Below are 22210 nucleotides of genomic sequence, written 5' to 3' on the forward strand. Positions count from 1 at the left end.
GAAATGAGCGACTGGCTCACCCTCGCCACGGCGGACGGCCCCATGCGGGTCTTCGCCGCCCGTCCTGCGCGTCCCAGCGGACGGGCTGTCGTCGTGCTGCAAGAGGCGTTCGGCGTGAACGCCCACATCCAGGACATCGCCCGGCGGTTCGCCGAGGCGGGCTACCTCGCGCTGGCCCCCGACCTCTTCCACCGCACCGGGGTGGACGACCTGCCCTACGAACGACACGCCGACGCGTTGGAGATCATCAAGGAGATCGGACCCGAGCGGATCAACACCGACGTCCAAGCCGTCCTGGCACATCTGCGGGAGGACGAAGGCGTCGGGCTGGCGGCCACGGCGATCGTCGGATTCTGCTTCGGCGGACGGGCCGCGTTCACCGCCGCGACCGCGACTCCCGGTCTCGGCGCCGCCGTGGTCTTCTACGGGCCCGGCATCGCCGCCGGGCCGCACGCCGTCCTGGACCGGGCCGGTGCGCTGACCGCGCCCGTCCTGCTGCACGTCGGGGCGGACGATCCGACCATCCCGGCCGAGCAGGTCGCGGCGATCGACAGCGCCCTCGCAGGCGTTGGAATCGGCTTCGAGCAGCACGTATACGCCGAAGCCGGGCACGCGTTCGCGTGCGACGCGCGCCCGCACATGTACCGGGAGCCGGCCGCCGCCCTCGCCTGGGAACGCACGCACGCGTTCCTGGAGAAGCACTTGCAGGAGGCGCGGTGACGAACCCGCCCGTCCTCATCGTCGGCGCCGGACCGGTCGGCCTCACCGCCGCGAGCCTGCTCGCGGCGCGCGGCGTCCCGGTCGTCCTGGTCGAGCGCAACGCCACGACCAGCGACGAGGCCAAGGCCATCAGCCTGGACGACGAGTCGCTGCGCACCTTCCAGGCCGCGGGCCTGGCCGACACGATCCTCGGCGTCGTCGTCCCCGGCACCGGGACCCGCTACTACGACCGCAAGGGCCGCCCCCTCTTCCATGCGCGCGGCCCCGCGCCCTACCGGCTCGGCTACCCGTTCAAGAACCAGTTCGCCCAGCCCGAACTGGAACGCGTCCTGCTCGAAGCGCTCAAGGACGAGGACGTCGACCTGCGCTTCTCCACCGAACTGGTCGCCATCGACGACACCGGCGACGCGGTGACCGTCCACCTGCGCTCGGGCGGGCACGAGGAAACGCTCGACGTGAGCTGGGTGCTCGGCTGCGACGGCGGCCGCAGCACCGTGCGCGAGCTCAAGGGCATCGACATGACCGGCGTCAGCCACAAGGACGTCTGGCTCGTCGCCGACACCCTCGGCGACCACCACGACGAGCGCTACGGCATGCACCTGGGACGTCCGGACCGTCCGACCGTGATCGTCGCCGGGCGCGACGGGCGCTGCCGCTACGAGTTCCGCCTCCGGCCCGGCGAGGGCGCTGCGGGGACGAAACCCGACTTCGCGACCATCGAACGCCTCGTCGGGCGCTACCGGCGCATCACCCCCGAGCAGGTCGAACGCTGTACGAACTACACCTTCAACGGCGTCGTCGCCGACTCCTGGCACGACGGGCGCTGCTTCCTGCTCGGCGACGCCGCGCACATGATGCCGCCCTTCGCCGGCCAGGGCCTCAACTCCGGCGTCCGCGACGCCGTGAACCTCGCCTGGAAGGTCGCCGAGGTGTGGCACGGCCGCGCGCGTCCCGCCCTGCTGGACACCTACGAGGCGGAGCGCCGCCCGCACGCCACCGCGATGGTCCGCTTCTCCGAGCGGCTCGGCGAGGTCGTCATGACTACCGACCGCACCCGGGCCCTCGTCCGGGACACTCTGGTCAGGGCCCTGCTGCTGACGTCCGCCGGGCGCCGCTACCTCAGCGAGATGCGGTTCCGGCCGCGCGCCGTCCACACCGCCGGGCTCGTGACGGGCGACCACCCGCTCACGGGCACGCAGCTGCCGCAACCCCGGGTTCTCGTCCCGCCCGGCCTGCATCCGCGGCTCCTGGACGATGTGCTCGGGCAAGGGCTCGTCCTGCTGGGGGTGAACGTCGGCCCCGATGCCTGGGCGAACGTGCCGTCGGTGCCGCTGACGCAGATCGACGTCGCGCTCGGCGACCGGCTCCCGTCCCCGCGCGACGGACGCCAGGCCATCGCCGACGCGGACGGCCGCCTGGAAGCCGCCCTGGCCCCGGCCGACGGCTGCTTCGTCCTGGTCAAACCCGACCGGTACATCGGCGCCGTCCTGCCACCCGCCCGGCTCAGCCTCCTCGACATCCTGCTGGCACCCCTCCTCGCCACCGATTGAGCCGCTTATCGCGGACGTATCGAAAAGCGCATACATCACCGCAACGGCCGCCCGTCTTCAGTGGTCCCACGGCAGATCGGCGGTCTGGTCCGCCGACCGGAAGGGAGCGGTGATCATGGCTTCGGAATCCGCAGGGGGCATCGGCCGGCGGCGGCTGCTCGGGTGGGGCGGGCTGACGGCGGGCGCGCTGGCGGCCGGTCTCCGGCCCTCGTCCGCGCGGGCCGACGAGGCCGACACCACCGCGATCCCGCCGGACGCCCGTCCCGGCGGGGCCTACGACAAGTACGTGGCGAAACTGGCGGCGGAGGGCAAGTTCTCCGGCGTGGTGATGCTGGCACGCCACGGCCGGACCGTCCTGTCCCGCAGCTACGGCATGGCCGACCGGGAGAAGGGCGTCCGCAACGACGAGAACACCGCGTTCAACCTCAGCTCGGCGGGCAAGCCGTTCGGCGCGGTGGCCATCCTGCAACTGGCGCAGCAGGGCAAGCTGCGCCTGTCGGACACGGTCGGCGCCCACCTCACCGGCTTCGCCCCGGAGATCGCCGACCGGGTGACCCTCCACCACCTGCTCAGCGGCACGTCCGGCCTGAGCAGCCCGGACGAGGACCTGCAGCGCGTCTACCAGAGCCGCGACGAGGTGCACGACTACTGCGAGAAGTGGGCCCGCGAATCCAAAGTGGAGGCGCCGCCCGGCACCCCCACCGACCACGCCGGCGCCGAGGTCGCCATCCCCGCCCTGATCGTCGAGGCCGTGTCCGGCATGCCGTACTGGGACTACGTCGAGCAGAACATCTTCAAGCGCTGCGGCATGACCGGCACGGCGTTCTACACCCGTCCGCAATGGCTCACCGACCAGCACATCGCCCACTCCTACATGCGGCAGTCCGACGGCAGCCTGGTCGACTGCGTCCGCAACCTCGACAAGGGCAGCCTCGACCCGTACCAGCTCGGCAAGAACCCCGGCCGCAACTTCATCGATCCCCCCGGCGACGGCGGCTTCGCCACCGCCCCCGACCTCGTCCGCTTCGCCACCGGCCTCGCCGACGGCACCCTCCTCGACCGCCACTACGCCGAACTCCTCACCGGCCCCAAGATCCCGCACGGCCCCCAGGGCGGCGGCGGTCTCGCCGCAGGCAGCGTCCCCGCCGAAGCGTCCTTCGGCGCCTACTCCGTCCCGGTCAGCATCATCAACGGCCAGTGGCTGATCGAACGCGCCGGCGTCAACCCGGGCAGCGCCGCCAACTGGAACATCTACCCCGACACCGGCTGGGTCGGCATCATCCTCGCCAACACCGACGGCGTCCCCTTCATCGACCTCATCCAACGAGAGACCCAGGCCATCACCGGCCAGAGCTAGCGCAGACCGCGAACGACGTCCCGAAGCGCAGCGACCGCCCCGTCCTGCGCCTCGGCCCCCTCCATCCGCACCGGCGAGTTCAGCGCCGAATACTCGACGCTCACAAGGGCGTTCCCCACCCGCGCCCACGCCTGACCGGTAATCCGCCCTGAAAACCCCGTCCGGGGGGCGGGGCTATTGGACGAGGGTGTCGGCGGGTTTGCGGGCGGTGTGGAGGTCCCAGTAGAGGTGGGCGAGGTCGTCGGGGTGTTTGAGCGGGACGCCTTCGGGGGCGCCTGGCGTGCCGGTGAGCCAAGCACCTATCGCGATGTGGCCAGCGAAGACGCCCTTGCCGTCCAGTGCCGCGTTCAGGTTGAGCACCCAGTTGCGCAGGGCCGCGCCGGCCATGCCGACACCGGCGAACACGGGGACGGGCGTGACCGAGGACGCGCCGGTGGTGAACAGCAGGTTCCGGCACCGGCGTCCAGCATCGCCGGGAGCACCGCGCGCGCCGCGGTGATCGCGCCGCAGCAGACGCTCTCGACCTGCAATCGGAGGTCGTCCGCGGTGACGTCGAGCGCGCCCGTGTCGCATACGGGCCCCACGGCCGGGGCGGAGTAGTGAAAGACATCGACTCCGCCGAACCGCGCTTCCGCGCTGTTCAGTGCGGCTACCAGCGAGGGCCGGCCGGTGACGTCGGCTGGAAATCCGGCTGCGCTGCCTCCCTCGGCTGCAAGCCGATCGGTCAGCTCACCGAGCCGTTCCGGGGACCGCGCGATCAGCGCGACATCGAATCCGTGCGCGCCGAAAACCTTCGCCAGAGAGAGGCCGAGGCGGGAACCTGCGGCTACAAGGGCAATCGTTGGCATGGGAACTCCTACGGATCGGCGATGGCCTCAGCCCACCACCGCCGCCTGCGGAGCGTCCAAGACCGTCCGGGCCACGATCGATAACCTGCGGGTATGGATCGGTTGGAGACCCGGGAGCTGGCCTACTTCCTGGCGGTGGCCGAGGAGCTGCATTTCGGGCGTGCCGCGTCGCGGGTGGGCATCGCGCAGCCCGCATTGTCCAAGGCGATCCGGCGGCTGGAGCGCAGGCTGGGCGTCACGCTGTTCGAGCGGACGAGCCGCACGGTCGCGCTCACCGATGCCGGGCGCGTCCTCACCCGCGAAGCACGTGTCGCGCTGGACGCGGTGTCCGCCGCGGCACTGCGCACGCAGCGCGCCGGGACGCACGAGCCGCGCTTGGTCCTGGCCATGAAGCCCGGCGGCGACGCGGGTCTGCTCCCCGCGATCCTCGCCGCCTACGAACGCGAGCCGGACGCCGTCCCCATCGAGGTCGCTTTCGGCGCCGACGCCGCAGCCATGCTCCGCGAAGGCCAGGCCGACGCGGCCCTCCTGTACGCGCCGCCCGACGACCTGCGCGGCCTGGACGCCGAGCCGCTCCTCACCGAACCCCCGGTCGCCGTCCTCCCCGCGACCCCACCCGCTGGCGCACCGCTCGTCCCTGCGCATGAGCGACCTGGATGCCGAAACCCTGCACCGCAAACCCGACGACCCCCGCGAGATGCGGAGCATGGCCGAGCTCGTGCACCTGATCGCCCTGGGCCGCAAGATCGCCGTCCTCCCCCGCGTCCTCACGACACCCCTGCGCGACGACCTGACCACCATCCCGGTAACCGACCTGGACCCGGTCACCCTCCTCCTGGCCTGGCCCGCTCACGCGACGTCCAGGTCAGTGGCCGCCCTTGCCGGAGCCGCGACGAGCGCGGTGTCCGCCCACGCCTGATGTCCGACGGCGGCGGCCCCGCCGACCGGGGGTCGACGGGGCCGCGAGTGCACGGGTTAGTAGGTGAATTGTTGGATTTGGGTGTCGTAGGGGGCGTAGGTCCAGCCGGTTCGGGTGGCGGGGTCGAGTTGGACGATGTTGTCGGTGGGGCCGTGTTGGGCGTTGAGGAACCCGTTCAGGGTGCGGACGGTCTTGCCGGTCTTGAGGTCGACGACGGCCAGCTGGCTGGTGGGGTTGTTGTCCGGGATGACCATCGCCTGGGAGCCGTAGTAGGTGCGGCCGACCGGGGTCGGGAAGGCGACGACGGCCAGGGAGTGGACGTCGTCCACGGCCAGGCCGAGGGGCTTGCCCAGCCGGACGGGCAGGGCAGTGTCGGAGTTGCCCGTGGCCAGGTCGACCGGGCCGAGTGTGGCGGTCGGGACGAGATTGACGCTGATCGAGTTCGCGAACAGGTTGTAGAGCTTGCCGCCGCCTGTGGCCACGCCGTAGCCGCAGGGGGAGATGGAGCCCGTGTAGGCGACGGTGCCGGCTTCCAGGTCGACGCGGGCGGCCTTGGTGAAGCCGAAGCAGTTGAAGGGGCCCGCCGGGTGGGTCAGGTAGGTCTGGCCCGAGGTCTTGTCGATGCTCAGCAGGCCGTAGGGGGCGCTGTTCCCGGCGAGTGCGAGGGTGACGGGTTTGCCTTGCTTGCCGGTGTTGAGGTCGATCGGGAGGACGGTGTTCTTGTCCGGGGCGTAGAGGAGGAGGGCGGCGCGGGAGCGGGCCGTGTCGACCTGGCCCGTGAGGTAGTAGCCGTCGTCCTCGGAGATGGGCGTGGACGCGACGAGCTTGTCGGTGGCGGTGTCCCAGGTCTCGGCCTGGACCTTCTCGTCGCCCGTGACGTGGATCAGGAGGGTGCGCTGGGCGGTGGCGCCGACGACCTGGTAGTAGGACTGGCCCTGGTCGGACGTGATGACGGCGCCGTAGCGTCCGGTCGCGGTGTTGTAGTGGCGGACTTCGGTGCCGGTCGGTGTGACCAGCGCGGCGACGGAGTGGTCACCGGCGGCGGCGAAGTTGAGGACGCCGGAGCCGGGCGGCGGGGGTCCGTCGTCGAAGGCCAGCGTGGAGACCGGGGACGCCTGCCCGATGACGCGGCCGGAGCGGTCGAGGGCCAGGACGCGGACGCCGTAGTCGACCGAGCCGACCAGGCCGAGGGCGGCCGGGTCCAGCTTCACCGTGCCGTGGGTGCCGTGCAGCACGCGCTGGTAGGCGGACGGGCTGTCCACCCCGTCATGGTCGAGCTGGGTGCCGTTGGCGTTGGTGAACGTGTTGACGGTGCCGTAGAGCGTCGGGCCGGGGGTCGACAGCTCCACCTGGACGCCGCGGGCGCCGTGCACGCCGCGCACGTCGTACTGGACGGTCGTGGACGGCGCAGCGCGAGTGACTTCGGCGGTGTGTCCGGCGACGCCGTTGGCCCCGGTCAGGACGGGCGCTTCAGGACGTTCGGCCGCGGTCCCGCCGGTGACGCGCAGCGGAGCGAACTCGCCGTAGACGGTGAAGCGCGGGTTCGCCGAGTCGAAACCGGACTGGACGGTGCCGATGCCGTAAATCCCGCCGCCGCCCGTGAACGCCGAGGCGGGGATGGTGACGGTGCCCTTCTTGTCGGTCAGCTCCTGGTGCCAGGCGGCGGTGAACACCGGCGCGAGAACCGGGTTCCAGTGGCCGACGGTGGAGACGACCAGCTGCGGCTTGTCGGTGCCCGCGACGCCGGTGAGGTCGTAGGAGACCGTGACCGGCTTGCCCGCGGCGACGGTCGCCGGGGCCTTCGGCGCGAGCGCCTCGGTCGTGGTGCCGTCGCTCGGGCCAACGGTCAGGGTGCGGGTGGTGCTCACGCGGGTGCGGCCGTCTTGCAGGACGCGGTAGGTGACGGTCACCTGCCGGTCGGTCGTGGAGATCAGCGGGAGCCCGGCGGCGGTGAGCATCTGCTCAGGGGTGATCCGGATCGCCGGGGTACGCGAGGTGAAGGTCTGCGAACCGATGTTCAGCGCGTAGGTGGTTCCGGGGCCGGTGCCGGTGACGTCACCGGCGAAGGTGACCGGGCCGTTCAGGCCCTTGCCGTTGCCGCCCGAGGCGCGGTTCCCGAGGTCGATGCGGTTCTGGTCGGTGCCTTCCAGGAAGGAACCGCCGAGCTCGCCGCGGGTGACGCGGTGCGCGACGGCCAGCCGGACGATCTGCGGCGCCGGACGGCCGCGTCCGAGCACCCGCTGCACGGCGGCGGTGACGTCGATCTGCGGGCCGACCTGGAGCGTCCGGTCGATCTGCGGGGGCGTGGGCACGGCCCGTCCGGTGGACGCCAGGATCCGGCGCACCTCGGCCGGGGTGAGGTGGCGTCCGCTGATGCGTCCGGCCTGGAGGACGACGGCGGCCGCGGCGGCGATCTCCGGCGCGGACGCGGACGTCCCGCCGCTCAGCGAGACCGCGACGTCGCTCGCTCCCCCGCCGATCTGGTGCGAGAACGCGAGGATGTTGTCGCTCGGCGCGGACAGGGTGACGCGGCTGCCGAAGCCGGACGAGAACGTGCCCTCGCCGCTGATCCGGGTCTCGGCCGTGGTCGCCGGGCCGTCCGTCCCGCGGGCCAGGATGTCGTCCAGGGTGGTGCCGCCGGCGGCGATCGCGCCGCTGTCGGGCACCCGGCTCGGCGCGGTCGACTCGGCCACGTCGTCGATGCGGGTGGCGCCGCGCTCGTCCCGCGCGAGGTCGGTGGGGGTGCTGCCGCCGTCCGGGCCGACCGCGGCCGGGGTGTAGAGGCGCGTCCCGTCGTTGGACGAGATCGTCACCACCACGCCCTCCCGCACGATGGACGCGACGACCGAGCGGATGTACGGGTCGTCCTCCAGGTAGCGGCCGGGGAAGCCCTCGGTGTCGGTGCCGAAGCCCAGCGAGGCGGTGATGACGTTCGGGCGCGGGCTCTGGTGGGCGGCGGCGAGCAGCGTGCCCGCGAGCTGCGCCATGGTCGGCTGCTCGGGAACCACCAGGCGGTACCCGGCGCCGGGCGCGACGCCGAGCAGGTCGGTGTAGCCGCCGCCGGTCGCGCCGGGACGCTGCCGGTCGTGCGCCAGCGGGGACATCACGCTGAAGTCGAGCAGGACCTCGCCGAGCGAGGCGTCCTGCTCCTTGGTCGATCCGGTCGGGTCGAGGCCGCCCGCCGCCTTCGCGACGTAGGTGGGGATCAGCGGCATCGACGGCAGGTCGAGGTAGCGCTGGCCGTCCTTGATGACCGTGGTCGGACCGTTCCCCTGGACGTAGGCGTCCCCGGCGTCGGCCATGGACTGGTCGGTGAGGTCGCCGATCGACACGTTCGTGACGATCTGCCCCTGCCCGGGCTGCTGGCCGTGCTCCTGGAGCAGCGCGAAGGCGCCCATGGCGTTCACGCCCCCGGAGTTCAGGAACGCCTGCGCGGAGTTGGCGACGGTGTCATTGGCGGGGAGCGCTGAGGGGGCGGCCTGCTTGCGGGTTTTCTGGAACGACTTGAGAGTCGTCTTGGGGAGCGCCGTCCCGCCGGTGTTCATCGTGTTCACATAGCGGTCGGGCTCGGCGAGGGCGACGCCCGGCGCGGTGCGCAGCGAGCGGGCCACGGCCGCGGAGTCCCGCTCGCCGGTCTGGAGCACGTAGGACTGGCCGAGGCCGGTGCCGGTCGCGGCACCGCTCACCAGCGGACGCATCGACTTGGCGCCGAACCGCCGCAGCAGCGTGTTCATCTGCGCGCTGTTGGTCTGGGCGCCGCGCGCGCCGACCTTCGTGCCGGGGACGGGGGCGCCGGTCACGGCCGTCCCGGCGTTCAGGGTGACCAGGACCTGACCGGGGACGACGCCCTGGCGCTGCTTCGGCGGGGTCGCGGGCACCTGCTCGGTGGCCGTCTTCGAAACCCGCGTGGACTTCATGTCCAGGCGCGGTGCCGTGCCTGGCCGCGTGGCCCTGTGCGGGATGGTCGGCGGCGCCTTGGGCGGCTTGGGCGCCGCGGCCTCGGCCGGGAGCGCGACGCCCGCGCCGGCGAGGCACGCCGCGAGGGCTGCCACGAGCCGGACGGCACGGCGGCCCGGGGGACGGACATGGAGCATGGGACACCTTCCGGGAGGGGGACGTCTGGTGCGGGACCATCCCGGAAGATGTCAATCGTGACGTCAGGGGCGCAAGATCAGTCTGATGGCATGATTCCGCCACGTGGCGTCCACCCGCCATGCGCACGACGCCTACGCGGGACGGGGGCATGGATGGAGGGAGTGGGCGATGGGGCTTGAGGTCGTCGGGCTCGATGCGGAGAGGGAGGCGCTCTACACGGCGCTGGTCGCGCGTCCGCGCAGCACGGCGTCAGCGCTGGCCGCCGACTGCGGGCTGAGCGCGAGCCGGGCCGGACGGCTGCTCGCCGCGCTGGTCAGGGACGGGCTGGCGATCCGCTCGGCGGGGCGTCCGCCGACGTTCACCGCGAGCGCCCCGGACGTCGCGGTGACCGCGCTGATCCAGGAGCGCGAGCACCGGCTGGACGCGGCGCGCTCGCTGGTCCACCGGCTGAGCGAGCTGCACCGCGAGGCCCAGCGCATCACCGCGCCCGACCTCGCGGTCGAGTTGCTCAACGGACGCGACGACGTCAGCGCGGCGGTGCGGCGTCTCTACGACGGCGCGCGTCGGCAGGTGCGCACGTTCGACCGTCCGCCGTACATCGACCGTCCGGGCAGCAATCTGGAGCACCAGGTGGAGAGGCAGCGCACGGGCGTGCTCTACCGCGTCCTCTACGACCGGGCGGCGGTCGCCTGGCCGGGACGGCTGCTCAACGACATCCTGCCGAGCGTCCGCAGCGGGGAGCAGGCCCGCGTGCGCGCCGAGCTGCCGCTGAAGCTGCTGATCGCGGACGACCACACCGCGATCATCCCGCTGAGCCTGGCGCCCGGCGGCCACTCGGCCGCCTACCAGGTGCACCACTCCCCCATGCTCACCGCGCTGGGAGCGCTGTTCGAGGCCGAATGGGAGCGGGCGCTGCCGCTGTTCGAGGCGGAACGGGCGCTGCCGCCGTCCGACGCCGTCCAGGAGCCGAACGAGCCGAACGGACCGGACGCGGAGACGCGCGCGCTGCTGGCGCTGCTGGCCTCCGGCGCGACGGACGCGGTGATCGCGCGCACCCAGGGCTGGAGCCAGCGCACCACGCAGCGGCGCATCCACCGGCTGATGACCGATCTCGGTGCCGCGACCCGCTTCCAGGCCGCCGCCCTGGCCGTCCGGCGCGGTTGGCTGTGACCCTTGCGGGGCTCGGCGAGCGGGACCCTAGGGCTGGAGCGGAGCGGCCGAGACGTCGGCGTCCGCGGCGTCCGGGGTTTCGGGCGTTGCGGATTCCGGGACGGTGTCGCTGAGGCCGAGGTTGAGGTGCTCGACGTGGTGGAGCGCCTGGTCGAGCAGGGCGGCCACGTGGTTGTCGTACAGCGCGTACACCACCGAGCGCCCCCGGCGGGTGCCGACCACCAGGCCGAGGTTGCGCAGCAGGCGCAGCTGGTGGGAGCAGGCCGACTGCTCCATGCCGACCTCGGCGGCCAGCTCGGTCGCGGGCAGCGGACCCTCGCGCAGGCGGGCCAGGATGAGCAGCCGCGACGGGGTGGCCAGCGCCTGGAGCGTGGTGGCGACCCGGGCGGCGCCGGCGGCGTCCAGCCGCGTGCGCGGCACGCCTCCGGACGGTTTCGACGCTCCATGACCCATGCGCCCATGCTACGCCGCTCCGATACACATGAATTCTTGTTCATGTGTTCCTGCTATCCTGCTTCGAGCGCCGTGCCGGACGCGGTCGCGGCCGAGGACGGCCGCCCCCGGCCTAGATCCGCTGTTTCCGCACCTGGAGGGCCCTGCCCGATGACCTCGACCTTGTCCCGTCCGGCTCCCGCCGCACCGCGGGAGGACGCGCCGCCGCAGCGGCGTACCCGTGTCCTGGCACTGCCGGAGGCGCGGTGGGCGGCGGCCGCGCTCGTCCTCTTCCTGGCCGGGCTGCCCGTGTACCTGCTGGACGGCCCGTCCTGGGCCTGGGGCGCGCTGTTCGCGGCGACGTACGCCACCGGCGGCTGGGAACCGGGATGGGAGGGGCTGAAGGCCCTGAAGGACCGGACCCTGGACGTCGACCTGCTGATGGTCGTCGCCGCGCTCGGCGCCGCCGCCATCGGTCAGGTGCTGGACGGCGCGCTGCTGATCGTCATCTTCGCCACGTCCGGGGCGCTGGAGGCGGTCGCGACCGCCCGCACGGCCGACTCGGTCCGCGGCCTGCTCGACCTGGCGCCCGCCACCGCGACCCGACTCGCGGACGACGGCACCGAGGACGCCGTCCGGGCAGACCGACTGTCGGTCGGTGACGTCGTCCTGGTGCGTCCGGGCGAGCGGGTGGGCGCCGACGGCCGCGTCCTGGACGGCGCGAGTGAGGTCGACCAGGCGACGATCACCGGCGAGCCGCTGCCGGTCGCCAAGCGCCCCGGGGACGAGGTGTTCGCCGGCACGCTCAACGGGACCGGCGCGCTGCGCGTGAAGGTCGAGCGCGACCCGGCCGACTCGGTGATCGCCCGGATCGTGGCGATGGTCGAGCAGGCGTCCGAGACCAAGGCGCCGACGCAGCTGTTCATCGAGAAGGTCGAGCAGCGCTACAGCGTGGGGATGGTGGCCGCGACGCTGGCCGTCTTCGCCGTCCCGCTCGCCTTCGGAGCCGACCTGACCGCCTCGCTGCTGCGCGCGATGACCTTCATGATCGTCGCTTCGCCGTGCGCGGTCGTGCTCGCCACCATGCCGCCGCTGCTGTCGGCCATCGCCAACGCCGGCCGCCACGGCGTCCTGGTCAAGTCGGCGGTCGTGATGGAACGCCTCGGCCAGGTCGACCAGGTGGCCTTGGACAAGACGGGCACCCTCACCGAAGGCGTCCCGCAGGTCAGCGACGTGTCCCCGCTCCCGTCCTCCGGCTTGGACGAAAACAACCTGCTGGCCCTCGCCGCAGCCGCCGAGGTTCCCAGCGAACACCCGCTGGCCCGCGCCATCGTCGAGGCGGCCCGCGCCCGTGACCTGGACATCCCTGGCGCATCCGACTTCACGTCCGCCCCGGGCACCGGCGTCACCGCCACCGTCAACGGACGCCACATCGCCGTCGGCCGTCCCGCCCGGACCAGCACGCTCATCGAGCAGTTGGAGGAACAAGGCCGGACGGCCGTCCTGGTCGAGATCGACGGCACCTCGGCCGGAGTGCTGGGCATCACCGACCGCCTCCGTCCCGACGCCGCCGCGACCGTCACCGCCCTGACTACCCTCACCGGCACCCGTCCGATCCTGATCACCGGCGACAACCCGCGCGCCGCCGCCCGCCTGGCCGCCGAGGTCGGCATCGAGGACGTCCGCGCGAGCCTGCTCCCGCACGACAAGGTCGCCGCCGTCCAGGACATGGAACGCTCCGGCCGCCGCGTCCTGGTCGTCGGCGACGGAGTCAACGACGCCCCGGCCCTGGCCGCCGCGCACACCGGCCTCGCCATGGGACGAGCCGGATCCGACCTGGCCCTGGAGACCGCCGACGCCGTCATCGTCCGCGACGAACTGGCCACCGTCCCCACCGTCATCGCCCTGTCGCGCCGCGCACGCCGCCTGGTCACGCAGAACCTCGTGATCGCCGCCCTCTTCATCACCGCCCTGGTCATCTGGGACCTGGCCGGAACCCTCCCGCTCCCCCTGGGCGTCGCCGGCCACGAAGGCTCCACCATCCTGGTAGCCCTCAACGGCCTCCGCCTCCTGTCCCCCCGCGCCTGGCGCCACCCCACTCCGTAAGACCCCCGGACGCCCCCGAAAGGCGGCCGCGCGGGGACTCGACAGGACTTGTCGCCTTCGTCAAGATTGTCGTCCACCCCGCCGCGCCCGGCACAGAATGGAGCCCCCCATGCCCGAGGCCGCCCGGGCCAGGCTCAGACCCCGCTCAGGTACCGCACTGGTGGCGGCCCTTCTCCTTTGCGGCGCGCTCGCCGCATGCAACGACAAGCCCTCGCCCAAAGCAGCACCGAGCACCGACGACCCGCTGACCCCCATCGCACTCCCAACCTTGCGCCCGCAGGAGTTCCGCTCGTCCGCCGATCCGCGCACGCTCCTGTCCCCGACACTGCGCGACGACCTGATGCGCAACGCGGACCCGAAGGAGACCAGCTGCCGGCACACGCCGGGCAAGGTCGCCGACACCTGGCAGTGCACCGTGGTGACGCTGTACCCGGGCGGCCGGAGCCGCGACCTGACCTTCATCGACCTGACGGTCCACCTGCCCTTTGTGACGCAGGACGCGACCGCGCGAGCGGCCGACGAGTTCACCTCCGGGGTCAAGAACATGGACCCCCCAGGCCCCCTCCCGTCCCAGCTCAAGTCCCCCGTGCTGGGCGACCAGGCGTACCGGTCGGAGCCCGACCGCGACGAACTCAGGGCGGCGTGGGTCATCTTCCGGCGCCAGAACGTCGTGGCGAGCGTGAGAGTGAGTGAGTTCCGGAGAGGCGCAGGCGGCCCGGAACCGGCGACATACGCTGACCAGCTGAAGAGGGCCCTCCAACTGGCGACCGAACTCTCCCGGGCCGTCCCCCGCCTGCCCCGGCAGTCCTCACCCTAAGCAGCGATCATCTCCAGCAGAGCCGCATGCGTTTCCTGGTCGGCCGCCACGATCAGACCACCCGCACCGGTGTGCACGGGCTGGCCATGGATGCCGGTGACCACACATCCGGCGGCCTGGCACAAAGCGATGCCGCTCGCGAAGTGGACACTGTCCCGCAGATGCCCGTCCGTCACATAAGCGGCCCGTCGCCCGGCCGCGACCCAGGCCACGGTGGACGAGACGACGCGCGGCCGGAACCGCTCAACAAACCGCTCGTCCGCGAGCAACCGAACCGCGCGAAACTCCGGCGCGTTCGGGAAAGGCGGGTCAAGGTTGACGTCCACCAACGACGACTCCGCCGAAGGCGCCAGTTCCTCGTCCTCTCCCCCACATCGGACGTAGGCCCGGCGCCCGTCCGTCCAGAACACCTCGTCGTTGAACGGATCGGCCGACGCCGCCGCAGTCACAGTGTCCCCGACCCGCAGCGCCACGTTCACCGCGACCAGCATGTTCCGGACGGCATAGTTGAGCGTCCCGCACAGCGGATCGACCATCCACCTGCGCTCAGCCTCCCCCGCACCGGTAAGCCCGCTCTCCTCACCCACTACCGCGTCATCAGGACGAGCCGTCCGGATCACCTCAAGGATGGCCTTCTCAGCCTCCAGGTCAGCGGTCGTCGCAAAATCGCCAGCGGACTTCTCGAACCGCGCCAGCGGCTCCCGGTACAGGTCGCGCACCACAGCGCCCCCCGCCCGAGCCGCCGCCAAAGCCAGTTCCGCATCACCCAGATCAACCATCCGCGCACCCTAACCCTGCCCTGATCAGCCAGAGGAAGCGAGGTCACCCGTCCGCCCAGGGGGCCACGCCGCGAGCAGCAACTCCAACTGAGCGGCAGCGACCACCGCATCGTGAGTCACCAGAACCCTGCTCGCTTCGTGCGGCTCAGCCGCACTGCCCGAGTGGACGAGATAGCCGTCCTCACACGTCCGCGCCACGAACGCCGGAGCGATCTGCCCACCAAGCAGGCCTGCCTGCCAGAAGTCCTCCCGGTCGCTCAGGCACAAGAGGGCATGTGACGTGAACGGAAACAGCCTGCAGAGGCTCGTCCGGCGGACGGCCCGAGCCAGCGCGCCCATGTTCGGCGGCACCCATGACGGCCGCCTCGCATCCGAACAGAAGGCGTCCTCCTCGTCGGCCGCCCGTTCGAACCCGTCCCACCACAGCACCAACGCCTCGTCCACGCCCCCATCCAACAGCCGCCGAGAGCACCCTGCCACCGCAAGCTCCGGCCTGCGGGGAACTGTCGGTTGCCTGGGCGGCCGACCAACCGGCCATGGCCTCGCTCTACGCGGAGCTCGCGCACCGGCGGGGCTGGCTGCGACCCGATCGGACGCTGGCCGCTGGTCAATTCGCCGACCTGCGCGAGTCGGTCGCTGGGTGGGCCGCTCAGGATCACACGTGGCAGGACGTGACCGACACGTTCGGCGAACCTTCGGTGCTCTTCGGCCCCACCAGCCCCCTCTACGGAAAGACGCTGGGGTACGTGTCGGAGGATCCCGCCGAGCCAATGATCTTCTTTCATCTCTGGGACGGCATCGACACGGAGGCGAAGGCCGGCGATCGGGCGGCGCGCGATGGGTTGATGCTCGGCGCCGTGCGCTTCGGCGACGCAGTCCTGGACGAGGCGCTGCTCTACACGCCGCAAGGACAACGGCTCCGCGAAGCGTCCGACGTTCCTTCTGTGTGGGACTGATGGCTGCAACGCCAGGGGTCTGAGAGCTTCCGACGTCGCGCCTCATCACCGCAGGCAACATGAGCCGGGGCGGCGGAACGTGGGGGGTGGGGTTGGGCGTTTTTGGGGGGTGCGGGTTTTGGTGGTTGAGGACGATGTGGAGACGGCTCGGGTTGTCGCGGGGTTCTTGCGGCGGGCTCGGATGGCGGTGGACGTGGCGTTCGACGGGGGCGCCGGGTTCGAGTTGGCGATGGTGAACGACTATGACGTGGTCGTGCTGGATCGGGATCTGCCCGGGATGCATGGGGACGAGATGTGCGCGGAGCTTGTCGCGGCCGGGAGGCGGGGGCGGATTCTGATGCTGACGGCCGCGGGGAGCAGTGAGGATTTGGTTGAGGGGCTTGGGGTCGGGGCTGATGACTACCTGGCGAAGCCCTTCGATTTGCCGGTGTTGCAGGCGCGGGTCGGGGCGCTGGCGCGGCGGGCGCATCCGGCGGTGCCGCCGGTGTTGAGGCATGGGGATCTGGTGGTCGATACGGCGCGGCGGGAGGCGTCGCGGGGTGGGCGGGCGCTGCCTCTGAGGCCGAAGGAGTTCGGTGTGCTGGAGTTATTGATGGCGGCGCAGGGGCGTGTGGTCTCGGCCGAGGAGTTGTTCGAGCGGGTCTGGGACGAGGCGGCCGACCCGTTCAGCGGGACGGTGAAGGTGACGGTGAGCCGGCTGCGCGCCAAGCTCGGGGAGCCGCCGGTGATCCGGACGGTGGCCGGCGGCTACCGGATCTGAGCGATGCGGAACACCGTCCGGCTGCGGCTGACGCTCCTGTACGGGGCGATGTTCACGTGCTCGGGCGCCGCACTCATCGCGGTCGTCTACCTGCTGATGTGGCACGGGGTGCTCGGGCCGAACCTGGTGCCGCGGAAGGCGGCCGGTGGTGCGCCCCATGTGAGCACGCTGTCGCCTTCGGCGGCGCAGGCGCTGCATCAGCAGCGGGCCGTCCTGATGCATCAGCTTTTGGTGCGGTCGCTCGTCGCGTTGGCGGGGATGGCGGTGGCGTCGGTCGCGCTGGGCTGGGTCGTCGCGGGGCGTGCGCTGCGGCCCGTCCGGACGATCACGGCGGCGGCGCGGGAGATCTCGGCGACGAGCCTGCACCGGCGGCTGGCCATGGTCGGCCCGAACGATGAGCTGAAGGAACTCGGCGACACCTTCGACGCCTTGCTGAACAGGCTGGAAAGCGCGTTCGGGGCGCAGCGGATGTTCGTCGCGAACGCGTCGCACGAGCTGAGGACGCCACTGACCAGGCAGCGGCTGCTGAGCCAGGACGTCCTGTCCGACCCGGACGCCACGAACGCCGAGCTGCGCGCCGCGCACGAGCGGGTCCTGGTGGCGGGCGCGCAGCAGGAGCGGCTGATCGAGGCGCTGCTGACGCTGGCGCGGGCGCATGCGGGGCTGGACGTCCGGGAGCCGTTCGACCTCGCCCCTCTCGTGCGGGGCGCCGCCGGGCGGCAGACGGCGGTCGTCCTGGACCTCGCCGCCGCGCCGACGACCGGGCATGCGCCGCTCGCCGAACGCCTGATCGCGAACCTGCTGGACAACGCCGTCCGGTACAACGTTCCGGGTGGATACGTGCACGCGACCACGCGGACGGAAGGCGACCGGGCCGTCCTGGTCGTCGCGAATTCCGGGCCTCACGTACCGGACGATGAGGTCGGGCTGCTTTTCGAGCCGTTCCGGCGTTCGACCGCCGGACGGCTCGCGCGGCGGGACGGCCTAGGGCTCGGGCTGTCCATCGTGGCGGCGATCGCGGAGGCGCACGACGCCTGCGTGACGGCTCGTCCCGGGCCTGAAGGCGGCTTGGTGGTGCGGGTGGCGTTCCCGCTCGCGGCAACTGGCGTGTAACCGGCCTGTCCATAGAACGGCTCCTGTGATCCGAGCACGTCCGATCGAGGAGTCTCACATGACGAGTAGACGATGGATTCCGGCCGTGGGTGCTGCCATTGCGGTGCTGGCCGCAACCAGCGCGCCCGCCATGGCTACGCCGGCGGAGGCGACTGCTTGCGTGAAGCAGGGGCCGACGTCGGGGCAGCCGCCGGCGCCCGGTGCGACCACGCTGAGCACGGTGGAGCAGGCGTACCGGTGCTTCCTCGCGCACTCCTACGCGGGTCCGGTGATCGACGACCGGGTGCCGCTGGCGGCGGCGTTCGGCGCGGCGGCCCGCGAGCTGCGCGAAAGGGGCGTGAACGAGCCGGGCGCCGTCCTGCCGCCGCTCACCGGCGACCGGGACCGCGACTGGACGGCCTTCGCCCGCCGCTTCGGCCCGCTCCTGGACGCGCTGCCCGACCGGACCGTCCGGTCCGCGGTGGCGGTCGCGGCGATCAGGGGCATGGCGGCGAGCCTGCACGATGACCACGTCGTGGTCGTCCACCGGACGTCGAACCCGACGCATCCGCCGGGCCACTACAACTGGGGGTTCGGTTTCCGGCCGAGCGAGCTGCCCGAGCCGAACGGCGACACCTCGAAGCTGACCGATCCGCCCTACCTGAGCGACGTCGGCAAGGACACCCCGGCGAGCCGGGCGGGGCTGCGCACCGGGGACGTCCTGCTCGCGCTGAACGGCGTCCCGATGTTCACCAACGGCATCGCCAACGCGGGCCAGTGGAAGTTTCTGGACCAGGGATACCCGCAGGCCACGCCCGTCCGGTTCACCGTGCGGCGGCCGACGACCGGCAAGGATCTGAACGTCACCGTCAAGCCCGGGCTGCTGCCGATCGTCGCGCCGCCGGCGCAGGGCCGCCTGGTCGCCGACGGCATCGCCGAGGTGCCCGTGACGACCTTCCAGCCAGGCGGCGCGCAGCAGGCGCTCACCGCGATCGCCGCGCTGACCGCCAAGTACGGCCATCCCCTGAAGGGGGTCATCCTCGATCTTCGCGACAACGCGGGCGGTATGGACACCGAGGTCTCCAAGCTGCTCGGCGCGTTCGTCCACGGGAAGACGTACTCGTCCTTCTGCGACGTCCGCGGCGCTTGCCGACCGCAGCGGACGGACGACAGCACGCCGCTCCTGAACGCCAAGCTGGTCGCGCTCATCGGCAACGGCTGCGCCTCGGCCTGCGACGCGTTCGCCATGGCGGTGAAGGATCTGCGCCTCGGCACGCTCGTCGGCGACCGCACCCGCGGCGTCGCATCAGGCGGCGCCGATGCCTACAGCCTTGACGACAACGCCACCACGCTCATGATGCCCGCCACCCACGCCCTCGGCGCGAACGGCGAGATCTTCGACGGCATCGGCGTCCCGGCCGACTACCGGCAGCCGCTCACGCCCCTGGACGTCGCGACCGGCAAGGACCCGGCCGTCGCCAAGGCCGTCACCCTCCTGACGCACTAGAGGACGCGGAACGCCCGGTCCCTCCCAGGGACCGGGCGTGCGCGGCGCCCTTCAAGAGCGCGGAGGCTTCAAGCGCGCGGAGCCCTTCAGGAGCGCGGAGGCTGCGGCGTCCTTCAGGAGCGCAGGAAGGTCGCGACCTGGCCCAGGACCTTGGTGTCGGTGAGGTAGTCCATGTGCTTCTCGCAGGCCACCTCGTTGTTCGTCGCCCCGGTCAGCATCGTGCTCTTGTACGGGTTGATGACGCCGTCGCAGGACGAGTACCAGGTCGCGTACGCGGTGTTCCCGGGCGTCTCGTCCCCCGCGGTGATCTGCTGGATGAACGGCGAGCCGGGGAACATCTGGCGGCAGGTCTCCAGCCAAAAGCAGGCGTAGGCGGCGGTCGTGCCGTGGTTGGCGCCGGCCAGCGAGGCGAGGTGGGCGACGTTCGGGGAGCCGTTGAGGACCTTGAGGTACCACAGGCTCACCAGGCCGCCCATGGAGTGGTTGACGATGTCGACCTTGTCCGCGCCGGTCTGGGACTTCACCTGCTGGACGAACGTGTCGAGGCCCTGCGCGTTCTGCTTGTTGTCGCCGTAGGAGTTGTACTCGTAGGCGAAGAGCCGGTCGGCCGGGTAGCCGGCGTTCTGGAAGACGGTGCGGGCGGTCGTCCAGTTCGCGCCGCTGCCCATGAAGCCGTTCACGAACACCACCGGGGCGGGGGTGTCGGCCTTGGCGGCCGTGCCGGTTCCGACCAGGGCGGCCGTGGACGCGAGGGTGGCCACGGCAAGGCGAGCAAAGCGCATGGGGGCTCCAGGGGTGAGACGCCCGGGGACTTCGGGCTGGGGGGTTCATGCTCCGGCCGGGCCCTGGAACCGATCTACGCGGCGGCTTCTACATCGGCGCCGAACTCGTGCGCCCGCGGACAAGAAATCCGGCATATGAAAGTGATCGCTTATGTCTGCTGGGGTGGGACGCCAGGGACCGCCGTCCGGTGGGTGGACGGCGGCCGCGGCTGCGCGTCCCCGAAGGAGCGGAGGCAGGATGGACGAGGCGGGGCGCATCGAGCTGAACGTCACGGGCAAGGACCTGGCCCAGCGCTGCGCGATACTGCGCGCCTACGTGGACGGGATCGCCGACGAGACGTCCGCCGAGATCCTCCGGCGGTTCCCCGTCTACGCCCGGCCGCACGACCCGCGCTACGCCGAGATCCAGCGGCAGGCGACCTTCTGGGTGATCGACCACTTCCTCGCGCTGCTGGCCAAGCCGTCGCTGCCGTCCGCGGACCTGCTGAACTTCTGGCGGGAGCTCGGCCGCGGCGAGGCGCGGGAGGGCCGCAGCCTGGTGCCGATGGCCGAGAGCCTGCGGGTCGGCGCGGGCATCTCCGTCCGCCGGATGACCGAGGAGGCCGACCGCCTCGGCATGGACACCTCGGCGCGGACCATGGCCCAGATCACCGACGCCCTGCTCATCTTCCACAACCACCTCATGGCCGCCGCGGCCGAGGGCCACGCGGAGGAGTCGGGGAGCGCCGGCAACCGGTTCGAGCTCGGCCGGCAGCGGCTCGTCGACCTGCTCGTCTCGGACGACCCGGACGCGGACAAGATCGCGGACCTGGCCCGGGAGCTGCGCTGGCCCGTCCCCCGGACGATCGCGGCGGTCGCGCTGGACCGCGTCCCGGAGAGCGTCTTCCCGCCGGACATCCTGACCGGGTACCACCTGGACGCGCCGTTCCTGTTCGTCCCCGACCCCGAGGGCCCGGGCCGCCGCGCGCTGCTGACCGACCTGCTCGCGGGCCGGATGTGCGCGGTCGGGATCCAGGTGCCGCCGGCCGAGGCGGCCAAGTCCGTCCGGTGGAGCCGCCAGGCGCTCCGGCTGGTGGAGAGCCGGGTGCTGCCGGGCGACCGCCCGGTGTTCGCCGCCGACCACCTCGCGCTGCTGATGCTGATGCAGGACCCGGACCTCGCCGAGCACGCCATCGCCCGCCGGCTCGGCCCGCTGCTCGACGCGCGCGAGTCGACCCGGCTCGACCTCGCGCACACCCTGAACGCCTGCTTCGAGCTGCGCTTCAACGCCACCGAGATCGGGCGCCGCCTGCACCTGCACCCGCAGACCGTCCGCTACCGCATCCGGAACCTGCACGCCCTCTTCGGCGAGCAGCTCGACGACCCGTCCCGCCACCTCGAACTGCACATGCTCCTGACCCTCTGGCTCGCCAAGCAGCGCACCGAGGACGCCGAGGAGGCCCGCCCGCTCCGCATCGTCAGCCGGAAGGCGATGTAGGGGTCAGGGGCGGCGGGCCGTGATGATCCAGGCCCGGGAGTCGAAAAGGACGCCCTCGTCGGTGGCGTGGGCGGCGAGCGTGGCGTGCAGGCGCGCGCGGGCTTCGTCGGCCGCCTCGGGATCGAGGTCGGCCAGGCGGGAGCCGACCGCCCACAGGTGCAGGACGGCGTCGAGCGCGGCGTCGGCGTCCGGGCCGTAGTAGACGGGCTCGTGGACGTCGGTGAACGCGATGTCGGTGAAGCCCGCGGCGGTCAGGATGCCTTCGGTGGCGGCCGGGTCGGCGAGCGAGAACGCGTCGGGGCCGTCGCTCGGGGCGGGCGGCAAGGCGCTGAGGGCCTGGCCGATCGCGGTGGCCCATTCGTTGCGGTCGCCGCCCTGCCAGACCAGCTGCACCAGGCGCCCGCCGGGACGCAGCGCGCGTCGGATGTTGGTGAACGCGGCGACCGGGTCGGCGAAGAACATCGTCCCGAACCTGCTGATGCAGAGGTCGAAGCCCGACGGTTCGAAGCGGTGGGTCTGCGCGTCCGCCTGCTCGTAGGCGACGTTGGACGAGCCGTACCGGCGGGCGCGTTCGAGCATCCGCGCGGACACGTCCACGCCCAGCGCGCTTCCGCCGACGGCGGCGCTCGCGGCCTCGCGGGTCGTCTGGCCCGTCCCGCAGCCGATGTCGAGGACGCGGTCGCCGGGGCCGACGCGGGCGGCGGCGCGGAAGTGCTCGTTGTAGCGGCGCAGTTCGGCGTCGTAGTCGAACGGCTCGTCGCTCGCGGCCGGTCGCGTGCGGGTGTCCTGCTGGTGCTCGGTCATGAGGACGACGCTAGGCCGGCGCCCTCCATCGGAAAAAGC

General features: G+C 72.1%; 20 protein-coding genes and 2 pseudogenes. 14 read left to right on the plus strand and 8 right to left on the minus strand.

Going from position 1 to position 22210, the window contains the following annotated elements; genetic code table 11:
* The first annotated feature begins 3 nt into the window (after positions 1–3).
* From FHU30_RS21215 to FHU30_RS21225, 4 genes and pseudogenes are all read left to right on the plus strand, one after another.
* Entirely contained in the window at positions 4–720 is a 717-nt protein-coding gene (locus FHU30_RS21215; protein WP_253878205.1) for a dienelactone hydrolase family protein, read from the plus strand.
* Positions 717–1724 (plus strand): annotated as a pseudogene (locus FHU30_RS47915) (FAD-dependent monooxygenase); the annotation flags it as partial. The gene FHU30_RS21215 and the pseudogene FHU30_RS47915, both read left to right, overlap by 4 nt.
* Before the next feature lie 123 nt (positions 1725–1847).
* Positions 1848–2270: a hypothetical protein gene (locus FHU30_RS47920; protein ID WP_504928369.1), complete on the plus strand. Its 423-nt coding sequence runs from the start codon at positions 1848–1850 to the stop codon at positions 2268–2270.
* Between the two features lie 115 nt (positions 2271–2385).
* Complete coding sequence (locus FHU30_RS21225) at positions 2386–3627, plus strand: serine hydrolase domain-containing protein (RefSeq protein ID WP_253878209.1); 1242 nt, start codon at positions 2386–2388, stop codon at positions 3625–3627.
* A gap of 174 nt (positions 3628–3801) precedes the next feature.
* Here the strand turns inward: FHU30_RS21225 and FHU30_RS21230 are convergent, their stop codons facing one another.
* Positions 3802–4032 carry a hypothetical protein gene (locus FHU30_RS21230; protein ID WP_253878212.1) on the minus strand — a complete coding sequence of 77 codons (231 nt, stop codon included), beginning with the start codon at positions 4030–4032 and terminating at the stop codon, positions 3802–3804.
* A complete protein-coding gene (locus FHU30_RS47685; protein ID WP_372503928.1) occupies positions 3975–4475 on the minus strand; it encodes an SDR family oxidoreductase in 501 nt (166 codons plus the stop codon). Before FHU30_RS47685 ends, FHU30_RS21230 begins: the two co-directional genes overlap by 58 nt.
* Before the next feature lie 93 nt (positions 4476–4568).
* On the opposite strand from FHU30_RS47685, the pseudogene FHU30_RS21235 reads away from it, so the two are divergent.
* Positions 4569–4703 (plus strand): annotated as a pseudogene (locus FHU30_RS21235) (LysR family transcriptional regulator); the annotation flags it as partial.
* Positions 4704–5118: 415 nt separating this feature from the next.
* On the plus strand, positions 5119–5394 hold the full coding sequence (locus FHU30_RS21240; RefSeq protein WP_253878214.1) for a hypothetical protein: 276 nt from the start codon (positions 5119–5121) through the stop codon (positions 5392–5394).
* Between the two features lie 56 nt (positions 5395–5450).
* Here the strand turns inward: FHU30_RS21240 and FHU30_RS21245 are convergent, their stop codons facing one another.
* Positions 5451–9488, minus strand: coding sequence for a S8 family serine peptidase (locus tag FHU30_RS21245; RefSeq protein ID WP_253878216.1), 4038 nt, complete (start codon positions 9486–9488; stop codon positions 5451–5453).
* A gap of 169 nt (positions 9489–9657) precedes the next feature.
* Between FHU30_RS21245 and FHU30_RS21250 the strand changes: the two genes are divergently transcribed.
* Positions 9658–10659 carry a helix-turn-helix domain-containing protein gene (locus tag FHU30_RS21250; RefSeq protein WP_253878218.1) on the plus strand — a complete coding sequence of 334 codons (1002 nt, stop codon included), beginning with the start codon at positions 9658–9660 and terminating at the stop codon, positions 10657–10659.
* A 27-nt stretch (positions 10660–10686) separates the two neighbouring features.
* Here FHU30_RS21250 and FHU30_RS21255 read toward each other — a convergent pair whose 3' ends face one another.
* Complete coding sequence (locus tag FHU30_RS21255; protein WP_301323467.1) at positions 10687–11112, minus strand: ArsR/SmtB family transcription factor; 426 nt, start codon at positions 11110–11112, stop codon at positions 10687–10689.
* 150 nt (positions 11113–11262) lie between these two features.
* On the opposite strand from FHU30_RS21255, the gene FHU30_RS21260 reads away from it, so the two are divergent.
* Together FHU30_RS21260 and FHU30_RS21265 are read left to right on the plus strand one after the other, a co-directional pair.
* Positions 11263–13197: a heavy metal translocating P-type ATPase gene (locus FHU30_RS21260; RefSeq protein ID WP_253878220.1), complete on the plus strand. Its 1935-nt coding sequence runs from the start codon at positions 11263–11265 to the stop codon at positions 13195–13197.
* 160 nt (positions 13198–13357) lie between these two features.
* Complete coding sequence (locus FHU30_RS21265) at positions 13358–14014, plus strand: hypothetical protein (protein ID WP_253878222.1); 657 nt, start codon at positions 13358–13360, stop codon at positions 14012–14014.
* Here FHU30_RS21265 and FHU30_RS21270 read toward each other — a convergent pair.
* Together FHU30_RS21270 and FHU30_RS21275 are read right to left on the minus strand one after the other, a co-directional pair.
* Positions 14011–14793, minus strand: coding sequence for an inositol monophosphatase family protein (locus FHU30_RS21270; protein WP_253878224.1), 783 nt, complete (start codon positions 14791–14793; stop codon positions 14011–14013). The genes FHU30_RS21265 and FHU30_RS21270 overlap by 4 nt on opposite strands.
* A 24-nt stretch (positions 14794–14817) precedes the next feature.
* Complete coding sequence (locus tag FHU30_RS21275; RefSeq protein WP_253878226.1) at positions 14818–15237, minus strand: hypothetical protein; 420 nt, start codon at positions 15235–15237, stop codon at positions 14818–14820.
* A 92-nt stretch (positions 15238–15329) separates the two neighbouring features.
* On the opposite strand from FHU30_RS21275, the gene FHU30_RS21280 reads away from it, so the two are divergent.
* The 4 genes from FHU30_RS21280 to FHU30_RS21295 all read left to right on the plus strand — a co-directional run bounded on the left by FHU30_RS21280 (position 15330) and on the right by FHU30_RS21295 (position 19108).
* On the plus strand, positions 15330–15749 hold the full coding sequence (locus FHU30_RS21280) for a hypothetical protein (protein WP_253878228.1): 420 nt from the start codon (positions 15330–15332) through the stop codon (positions 15747–15749).
* Positions 15750–15858: 109 nt separating this feature from the next.
* On the plus strand, positions 15859–16509 hold the full coding sequence (locus FHU30_RS21285) for a response regulator transcription factor (RefSeq protein WP_253878230.1): 651 nt from the start codon (positions 15859–15861) through the stop codon (positions 16507–16509).
* Positions 16510–16512: 3 nt separating this feature from the next.
* On the plus strand, positions 16513–17622 hold the full coding sequence (locus tag FHU30_RS21290) for a sensor histidine kinase (protein WP_253878232.1): 1110 nt from the start codon (positions 16513–16515) through the stop codon (positions 17620–17622).
* A gap of 220 nt (positions 17623–17842) precedes the next feature.
* The gene (locus FHU30_RS21295) at positions 17843–19108 is read left to right on the plus strand and encodes a S41 family peptidase (RefSeq protein ID WP_253878234.1); all 1266 of its coding nucleotides are present in this window, start codon (positions 17843–17845) and stop codon (positions 19106–19108) included.
* A 113-nt stretch (positions 19109–19221) separates the two neighbouring features.
* Here the strand turns inward: FHU30_RS21295 and FHU30_RS21300 are convergent, their stop codons facing one another.
* Positions 19222–19890: an esterase/lipase family protein gene (locus FHU30_RS21300; protein WP_253878236.1), complete on the minus strand. Its 669-nt coding sequence runs from the start codon at positions 19888–19890 to the stop codon at positions 19222–19224.
* 238 nt (positions 19891–20128) lie between these two features.
* Here FHU30_RS21300 and FHU30_RS46205 point away from each other — a divergent pair, with 238 nt between their 5' ends.
* Positions 20129–21367 carry a PucR family transcriptional regulator gene (locus FHU30_RS46205; RefSeq protein ID WP_301323469.1) on the plus strand — a complete coding sequence of 413 codons (1239 nt, stop codon included), beginning with the start codon at positions 20129–20131 and terminating at the stop codon, positions 21365–21367.
* 3 nt (positions 21368–21370) lie between these two features.
* Here the strand turns inward: FHU30_RS46205 and FHU30_RS21310 are convergent, their stop codons facing one another.
* Complete coding sequence (locus FHU30_RS21310; protein ID WP_253878238.1) at positions 21371–22171, minus strand: class I SAM-dependent methyltransferase; 801 nt, start codon at positions 22169–22171, stop codon at positions 21371–21373.
* Between the last annotated feature and the right edge of the window lie 39 nt (positions 22172–22210).

This window comes from Actinomadura rupiterrae (assembly GCF_024172125.1).
GTDB classification, from domain to species: domain Bacteria; phylum Actinomycetota; class Actinomycetes; order Streptosporangiales; family Streptosporangiaceae; genus Spirillospora; species Spirillospora rupiterrae.

What these genes read in the sequence shown, in the direction of transcription:
- FHU30_RS21215 (WP_253878205.1), top strand. Translation starts at nt 4, where the DNA reads ATGAGCGACTGGCTCACCCTCGCCACGGCGGACGGCCCCATGCGGGTC.
- FHU30_RS47920 (WP_504928369.1), top strand. Translation starts at nt 1,848, where the DNA reads ATGCGGTTCCGGCCGCGCGCCGTCCACACCGCCGGGCTCGTGACGGGC.
- FHU30_RS21225 (WP_253878209.1), top strand. Translation starts at nt 2,386, where the DNA reads ATGGCTTCGGAATCCGCAGGGGGCATCGGCCGGCGGCGGCTGCTCGGG.
- FHU30_RS47685 (WP_372503928.1), bottom strand. Translation starts at nt 4,475, where the DNA reads ATGCCAACGATTGCCCTTGTAGCCGCAGGTTCCCGCCTCGGCCTCTCT.
- FHU30_RS21240 (WP_253878214.1), top strand. Translation starts at nt 5,119, where the DNA reads ATGAGCGACCTGGATGCCGAAACCCTGCACCGCAAACCCGACGACCCC.
- FHU30_RS21245 (WP_253878216.1), bottom strand. Translation starts at nt 9,488, where the DNA reads ATGCTCCATGTCCGTCCCCCGGGCCGCCGTGCCGTCCGGCTCGTGGCA.
- FHU30_RS21250 (WP_253878218.1), top strand. Translation starts at nt 9,658, where the DNA reads ATGGGGCTTGAGGTCGTCGGGCTCGATGCGGAGAGGGAGGCGCTCTAC.
- FHU30_RS21255 (WP_301323467.1), bottom strand. Translation starts at nt 11,112, where the DNA reads ATGGGTCATGGAGCGTCGAAACCGTCCGGAGGCGTGCCGCGCACGCGG.
- FHU30_RS21260 (WP_253878220.1), top strand. Translation starts at nt 11,263, where the DNA reads ATGACCTCGACCTTGTCCCGTCCGGCTCCCGCCGCACCGCGGGAGGAC.
- FHU30_RS21270 (WP_253878224.1), bottom strand. Translation starts at nt 14,793, where the DNA reads ATGGTTGATCTGGGTGATGCGGAACTGGCTTTGGCGGCGGCTCGGGCG.
- FHU30_RS21280 (WP_253878228.1), top strand. Translation starts at nt 15,330, where the DNA reads ATGGCCTCGCTCTACGCGGAGCTCGCGCACCGGCGGGGCTGGCTGCGA.
- FHU30_RS21290 (WP_253878232.1), top strand. Translation starts at nt 16,513, where the DNA reads ATGCGGAACACCGTCCGGCTGCGGCTGACGCTCCTGTACGGGGCGATG.
- FHU30_RS21300 (WP_253878236.1), bottom strand. Translation starts at nt 19,890, where the DNA reads ATGCGCTTTGCTCGCCTTGCCGTGGCCACCCTCGCGTCCACGGCCGCC.
- FHU30_RS46205 (WP_301323469.1), top strand. Translation starts at nt 20,129, where the DNA reads ATGGACGAGGCGGGGCGCATCGAGCTGAACGTCACGGGCAAGGACCTG.
- FHU30_RS21310 (WP_253878238.1), bottom strand. Translation starts at nt 22,171, where the DNA reads ATGACCGAGCACCAGCAGGACACCCGCACGCGACCGGCCGCGAGCGAC.